Origin of the sequence: Parasphingorhabdus sp. (genome assembly GCF_036964675.1) — a bacterium.
Taxonomy (GTDB): domain Bacteria; phylum Pseudomonadota; class Alphaproteobacteria; order Sphingomonadales; family Sphingomonadaceae; genus Parasphingorhabdus.
This window is the reverse complement of sequence record NZ_JBALTF010000060.1, coordinates 11,869-18,837: the sequence shown is the minus strand read 5'-3', so window position 1 is coordinate 18,837 and position 6,969 is coordinate 11,869. Positions and strand designations below refer to the sequence as shown.

Genomic DNA, 6,969 nt, shown 5'->3' with positions numbered 1-6,969 from the left:
GCGATGAAGATATCGGGCGGTGGCGCGATCATCAACATGTGCTCGATTGCCTCGATCGTCGGCGAGCCGATTGTGGTCGCTTATGCCATGGCCAAGGGCGCGATCGAGAGCCTGACCCGCAGCGTCGCGGTCCATTGTGCGAACAACCAGTATAATATTCGCTGCAACAGCGTCCATCCCGCCGGCATATTGACGCCGATGGTGATCGGCATCGGCCCCAAGGTTGTCGGGCGCGACGATCTGCGCCCGGCGAGCGAAGGCCCGGCGCCGAGCGCGCTCGGAGAACCGGACGATATCGCCAATACCGTCTTGTTTCTGGCATCGGATGAAAGCAAGTTCATCAATGGCGCCGCCATCAGGGTCGATAATGCGAAATCGGTGATGGAGGGCGTGGTGCCCTGATTTTTCGATGGCAGTGAGCTGATTTGGACAACTTGTTTGCGCGCCAATGTCGAGCAAGGGATTCGCTTGCCCTCCGTTCTGCGCCCGGCCCCTTTCAAGACACAAATATCGGACCGGCCAATTGCTGAACGCCGGCGGCTGCGACCGGCGCCTGTTTTACTATCGAACAAATGGTTCTTTGGTACGTATCCCTCTATTCATTGCGAACATGTAAGCGATAGCAAGTTTCTATTGGCGGTTGCGACCTGGCCCTGCATGGGTAAGGCGGTGTTTCTAATCTATAAGGGTATACCAAATGACGCTTCGCAGTTTCTGGTTTCCGGGATTGTTGTTCGCCTTGTCTGCCTGTAGCGGCGGAGATAGAGACGAGGGCAGGGGTGATCCACCCGTGGTTGTCGGTGGAACCGTCACGCAAGCGGAATTTGTCAGCGAGATTGAAGCGGTGGGCACCGCTTTTGCCAATGAACAAACTGTCATTACTTCGCCCGTCACCGAACGCATTGAGCGCATCGCCTACACCGATGGCGCCACGGTCAGGCGTGGTGCAGTGATCGCCCGGCTGTCGAGCGGCGAAGAATCTGCGGATCTAAGCTCCGTCGTCGCAAGAGCGCGCGAGGCCGGCAAGCAACTGGACCGTTTGACCGAACTTCAGGAAAGAGGCTTCGCCACCAATTCTTCAGTCGATCAGCAAACGGCCTTGCGTGATACGGCTCGGGCCGACGCCAACGCGATAAGATCGCGGATTTCCGATCGCGTCATTCGGGCTCCGTTTGACGGTGTGTTGAGCTTGCGTACGGTGTCTCCCGGAACCGTCGTGACATCAGGCAGTCCGATTGCAACGATCAGCGATATTTCTGCCATCAAATTGGACTTTACCGTCCAGGAGAATTTTCTCAGCGCGCTGAAACCCGGCCAGGTGATTGAGGCAAAAACAGCGGCTTATCCCAACCAGAGCTTTTTCGGTACGATTGACAATATCAGTCCCCTGGTTGACCCGCTGTCGCGCAGTTTGACGGTGCGGGCAAAATTGCCAAACGATGGCCGTAAGCTGAGGCCGGGCATGTTGATGAGCGTGCGCATTGTTTCGGAAACCCGAACCGGTCTGGCGGTTCCTGAAACCGCGTTGGTTGCGCAGGGCGACCAGAATTTCGTTTTCGTGGTCGACAAGGAGGGCATTGCGCGGCGCACGGCTATTGTCATCGGGCTGCGATCCAAGGGCATGGTGGAAGTGAAAAGTGGCATCTCGCTTGGTGCAAAAATTGTTGCCGACGGCACCGTGAAGGTACGCGATGACTCGCCGGTGAAGGCTGTACTTCCAGGAAAAAAGAACCTGGAAGAATCTGCGGATAACGATTTAAAGTTGAGCGATGAAAAGGGATCTGGCGAGTCATGATCCTCTCAGATGTCTCGGTAAAGCGCCCGGTTTTCGCGGTTGTTCTCAGCCTGATTTTGGTGCTGGCTGGCATTGTCGCTTTCCTCGATCTGCCGGTGCGGCAATATCCGGCGATCGAGCCGCCGATCATTTCGGTAGATGTGAACTATCCCGGTGCCGCTGCCAATGTAGTCGAATCTCGTATTACCCAGATATTGGAGGATCGGGTCGCCGGGGTCGAGGGTATTGAAATGATCCGGTCCTCGTCCCGGGATGGGCGCTCAGACATTACCATCGAATTTTCGCCTGACCGCGACGTCGATGCGGCGGCAAACGACGTGCGCGATCGTGTCTCCGGGGCACTGGACAATTTGCCTGAGGAATCCGATCCGCCGGAAATCAACAAGGTGGATGCCGACGCGCGTCCGTTCATGTGGCTCAACCTGACTGGCAAAGACAAGGATTCCCTGTGGCTTGCCGACTATGCCGATCGGGTCTTGACTGACCGCTTTTCGTCGATTGATGGCGTCGCCCGGGTGCAAGCCAGCGGTGCCTCTCGGCCGGCGATCCGTGTCTGGCTTGATCGCGAAAAAATGGCGGCTTCCGGGATTTCTCCCAATGATATCGAAGAAATATTGCGGCGGGAAAATGTCGAGCTGCCTGCTGGCCGGGTTGAATCTTCGGACCTTAACCTCACCGTCCGCGTTGCCCGAGCTTATGGCAATGTAGACGATTTCAAGGCGCTGGTCATCCGCCGCACGGCTGATGGGGCGCTGTTGCGTTTGGGGGATCTCGCTCGGGTCGAACTGGGGCCGGAAAATGTCTATGCGCATTTTCGGTCAAACGGTTTGCCAGGTGTTGGCATGGGTATCATTCGCCAATCCGGCGCCAACGAGCTGCAAGTGGCGAATGACATAAAGGACCGGATCACAGAAATCACGCCGCTCCTGCCACCCGGCGTGCAACTGGCGGTGAGTTATGACAGCAGCGTTTTTATTGCCAAGGCGATCGAAAATGTCTGGGAGACACTGGCTTTTGCTGCGATATTGGTGATTGTCGTCATCTATCTTTTTCTCGGGTCGGTCCGCGCCACGATCATTCCCGCTGTTACCGTCCCGATATCGATCATCGGCACCTTTTTTGTCCTCTGGTTGCTTGGCCTGTCGATCAACTTGCTGACGTTGCTAGCGTTGGTCATGGCGATCGGGCTGGTTGTGGATGACGCGATTGTCGTGCTGGAAAACATCTATTCCCGGATCGAAAGCGGCGAGACACGTCTCGTTGCCGCCTTTGAAGGTGCCAGGCAGGTGGGATTTGCTGTGCTTGCAACCACGGCAGTTGTGGTGGCGGTGTTTGTGCCGGTGATGTTCTTGCCCGGCGAAACGGGCCTGCTGTTCCGTGAGCTGGCCATCACAATGATTGTTGCTGTGATAATTTCGACCTTCACAGCACTCACGCTGATTCCGGTCATGTGCTCCAAAATCCTGAAAAAGGGGGGCGCGGAAACCAGATTGAGCCGTCTTGTCGATGACAAATTCCGGCAAACCAGCGCAGGCTATGAAAGCATATTGTCTCGCTGGGTCCGCCGTCCGTTCTTGCTGGGCGGGGTCGCCTTTGGATTTGCCGCGCTCTTCGCCGTTTTTGCACTGCAAACGCTGCAGAGCGAAGTCGCGCCGCCGGAAGATACTGGGTTCATGTTCGGCAGCGCGTCGATTTCCGAGGGTGCTGGCTGGGACCGGTTGGTAAAGGTTATGTTTGATCTGGAAGAGCTCGCGCTGCCATTTACCGAAGATGACGGGCCGCTAAGGCGCGTCTTATTTCGTGCACCTGGGTCTTTCGGTCCGTCGGGGGACTTCTCATCGGGCCGGATGATCATGTTCCTCAAGCCATGGGACGAACGCGACATGACGACTGCGGAAACCGTGTCAGCGTTGAACGGGGTGTTTAAAGACTATCCATCGGCCAGAGCCTTTGTTTCCGGCGGATCGACGATTGGCGGGCGTGGCGGCGAGGCCATCCGATTTGTCATCGCCGGTGATACTTATGAAGAACTAACCCGCGCGCGCGATGCTCTGTTCGTGGCAGCCGAGGAATATCCAGGCATCGCCACTCTGGAATCCGATTATAAGGAAACGCGCCCGCAATTGGTAGTCAATGTCGACACGCTGAGGGCCGCCGATCTGGGCGTTTCCGTTCAGGAAATCGGCCGAACGCTGGAGACGATGATGGGCTCTCGCAACGCCGGCACCTATGTCGATCGCGGCGAGGAATATGACGTGATCCTGCAAGCAGAACCGGAAGATCGGGTTACAGCCGAAGATCTTGCCAACGTCTATGTCCGAGCGCGGGACAATAATCTTGTGCCGCTATCGGGTCTTGTCACGCTGACCAGCCGGGCCGAAGCGGGAGAGATGAACCGGTTCAACAAATTGCGGGCGATCACGCTGGAGGGCACGGTTGGCGAAGGCTATTCCCTGGGTGAAGCGCTCACCTTCCTGGACAATGAAGCGGCAACGCTGCCCGAGGTTGTTGCCATAGGCTATGAAGGGCAAAGCCGCACGCTGCGGCAAACGGGCGGGTCGATCTGGATGGTGCTCGGTTTCACCATCATATTGGTATATCTGGTGCTTGCCGCCCAGTTCGAGAGCTTTGTCAGTCCGCTGGTCATCATATTGGGCGTTCCGCTGGCGATCAGCGGCGGCTTGTTGGGTCTCACGGTGATGGGCGGCACACTGAATTTATATAGCCAGATCGGACTGGTGATGCTGGTCGGGCTTGCCGCGAAAAACGGGATATTGATCGTAGAGTTTGCCAACCAGTTGCGCGATGAAGGAATGGAGTTTGAAAAAGCGATCCTGGAGTCCGCCAAACGCCGTTTCAGGCCGGTGTTAATGACGTCTATCGCTACTGTCGCAGGCGCGTTGCCACTGATGCTAGCGACAGGGGCCGGGGCGGCCAGCCGAGAGGCCATTGGAACAGTTATCGTCTGGGGAGTAGCAATTTCGACCCTATTGACGCTCATCATCATTCCAGCCTTCTATTATTTGCTGGCCCGCGGCACCAGCAGTCCGCTTGCTGTCACCCGACGGCTCAAAAAGCTGCGGCAAGGCAAAGCTGTCGGCGAGGGCGCGTAATCAGGCGTTCCTGCGATAGAGATCTTGGTCAAACAGAGATTTGTTCCGTCGGCAAAGCGGACCGAAAATGCAGCATTCTTGCGACAAACTGTTTTTCGGTTCGGAATTCAATCAGAAATGGTTCGCACCGGTGCCGAGCAATTTAAACTGATTGCCTAATGTTTCGCGCTGCCGCTTGCCTTTAACCATGCAACTCGGGTAACTTAAATGCATGGATCACGAAATCAATCCCAGCGAACAAGACCAGATGGCAATCTCCCACTCGGATTTGCCAAAGGCTTCGGTCATGGGCTTGATCGAAAAAAGCCCGATTGCCTCGGTAATCAGCAATCCCCGACTGGCCGACAATCCGATTGTCGCGGTCAATGATGCGTTCCAGCAGCTGACCGGCTATGACCGGGCGTTTATTATCGGTCGAAACTGCCGGTTTCTGGCGGGCGAGGCGACCGAGCCATGGCTGACCGAAGAAATCCGGCGCGGCGTGCGATTGCAGAAATCCGTGCTGGTTGAGATATTGAATTACAAGAAGGATGGCACGCCCTTCCAGAATGCCGTGCTGGTCGCGCCGCTGTTTGATGAAGAGGGCGAGCTGGAATATTTTCTGGGCTCACAGGTCGAACTGGATGCCGATGTTCCGAGTCTGGCCAAGCCGCGCCGGATGCGGGCGGTCGCGATTGTGAAGGACCTGTCGAAACGGCAGCGGGAAGTGCTGCAATTTATCGCCAAGGGCCTGCTCAACAAGCAGATTGCCCATGAATTGGGCCTCAGCGAACGAACCATCAAAATGCATCGTTCGATCCTGATGAAACGGCTCGATGTCCCCAGCGCTGCGGATATGGTCCGGCTGGCGGTCGAAGCGGGAATGTAAGAATGTTGGGCATACGGTCGAAGGGCCGTATCGATTTTATTTGAATGCGCGTCTAATCCCAGAGTTGCATCGCGGGTTGGAATTTCTTTTCCCAATTCGGGCCGCAGATATTTTTTGGGCAACATTTCTCCCTCCTCCTTGTTGTCCAAAGATTTTCAGCCCGTGATGCGCTTTTTTCCTAAAATTGATCCGCGATTTCGATCATCCTGGTGAGCCGCTTTGGGGCGACCATCTGCCAGCTTTTGCTCAGCCAGCTGGCGATATGGTCCCAGTCGGTGCGGCCGGTGTCGAGCCGGATCGCGATCCAGCCGGATTTTCCGTAAAATTTGGGTGCATAATAAAGATCCGGATCGGCGTCGATCAGGGCCGCCTGTTCATCCATTCCAGTGGTCTTGACCAAAAGCCCGATGCTGGCCTCGCCATGCAGTCTTTGGGTGAAATAGGCGAAATATTTGCCGGTCTTTTCACTACCAACGCGCCAGCCGGGCGATCCAAAGCTCAATCGTTCGTGACTTTCCTCGAGCGCCAGCGCACGCTGGCGGACCTGGTCCAAGATCCAGTCTGGTTGAGCCTCGCGTGTGACATATCTGGCCAATGTGGCAGGATAGAGCTGATGTTCGGCGATCAGGATACGGCTGGCCAGAGCGTCGGCATCATCATCGGGCAGGATGGCGACTTCGGTCTGGGCGAGCACCGGGCCATCATCCAGCTCGGCAGTAACCAGATGGACGCTGCAACCCGCGACCCTGTCACCGGCGTCGATTGCCCGCTGATAGGTGTCGAGGCCCTTATATTTGGGCAGCAGGCTGGGATGGATGTTGAGCATATGATCTGCCCATTTTCTGACAAAGCCGTCGCTCAATATCCGCATATAGCCGGCCAGCACGACATATTCGGCCCCGGACTGGATCACAGCATCATGCATGATTGCATCATGGGCTTCGCGGGCCAGGCCCTTGTGCGGATGGGCGAAGGTTGCGATGCCCTCCGCCTCGGCCAGCTTCAGTCCCGGCGCATCGGGGTCATTCGAGGCCACCAGCACCAATTCATAAGGACAGTCGGGTGATTTGGCGGCGTAGACCATCGCTGCCATATTCGACCCGCGGCCGGAAATTAATATCGCGATTTTGGCTTTTTCAGCCATTGTGAGTGGCGGTCCAGTCGGCCGTCGCTGACCATGTGCCGCGTGTCCC

The 6,969-nt window shown here is 56.6% G+C and carries 5 protein-coding genes; 4 read left to right on the top strand and 1 reads right to left on the bottom strand.

The window, feature by feature from the left end; translation table 11 throughout:
- The 4 genes from V7665_RS10720 to V7665_RS10705 form a co-directional block, all read left to right on the top strand.
- A partial coding sequence (locus V7665_RS10720; RefSeq protein ID WP_335664533.1) for an SDR family oxidoreductase occupies positions 1-402 on the top strand: 402 nt, incomplete at its 5' end.
- A 295-nt stretch (positions 403-697) separates the two neighbouring features.
- On the top strand, positions 698-1,795 hold the full coding sequence (locus tag V7665_RS10715) for an efflux RND transporter periplasmic adaptor subunit (RefSeq protein ID WP_335664532.1): 1,098 nt from the start codon (positions 698-700) through the stop codon (positions 1,793-1,795).
- Positions 1,792-4,908 (top strand): efflux RND transporter permease subunit, encoded by a 3,117-nt coding sequence (locus V7665_RS10710; protein WP_335664531.1) that lies wholly within the window; start codon positions 1,792-1,794, stop codon positions 4,906-4,908. Before V7665_RS10715 ends, V7665_RS10710 begins: the two co-directional genes overlap by 4 nt.
- Before the next feature lie 286 nt (positions 4,909-5,194).
- Positions 5,195-5,776, top strand: coding sequence for a LuxR C-terminal-related transcriptional regulator (locus tag V7665_RS10705; protein ID WP_442955213.1), 582 nt, complete (start codon positions 5,195-5,197; stop codon positions 5,774-5,776).
- A gap of 178 nt (positions 5,777-5,954) precedes the next feature.
- On the opposite strand, the gene purN is transcribed toward V7665_RS10705, so the two are convergent.
- Positions 5,955-6,920 carry a phosphoribosylglycinamide formyltransferase gene (gene purN, locus V7665_RS10700; RefSeq protein WP_335664529.1) on the bottom strand — a complete coding sequence of 322 codons (966 nt, stop codon included), beginning with the start codon at positions 6,918-6,920 and terminating at the stop codon, positions 5,955-5,957.
- Positions 6,921-6,969 lie beyond the last annotated feature (49 nt).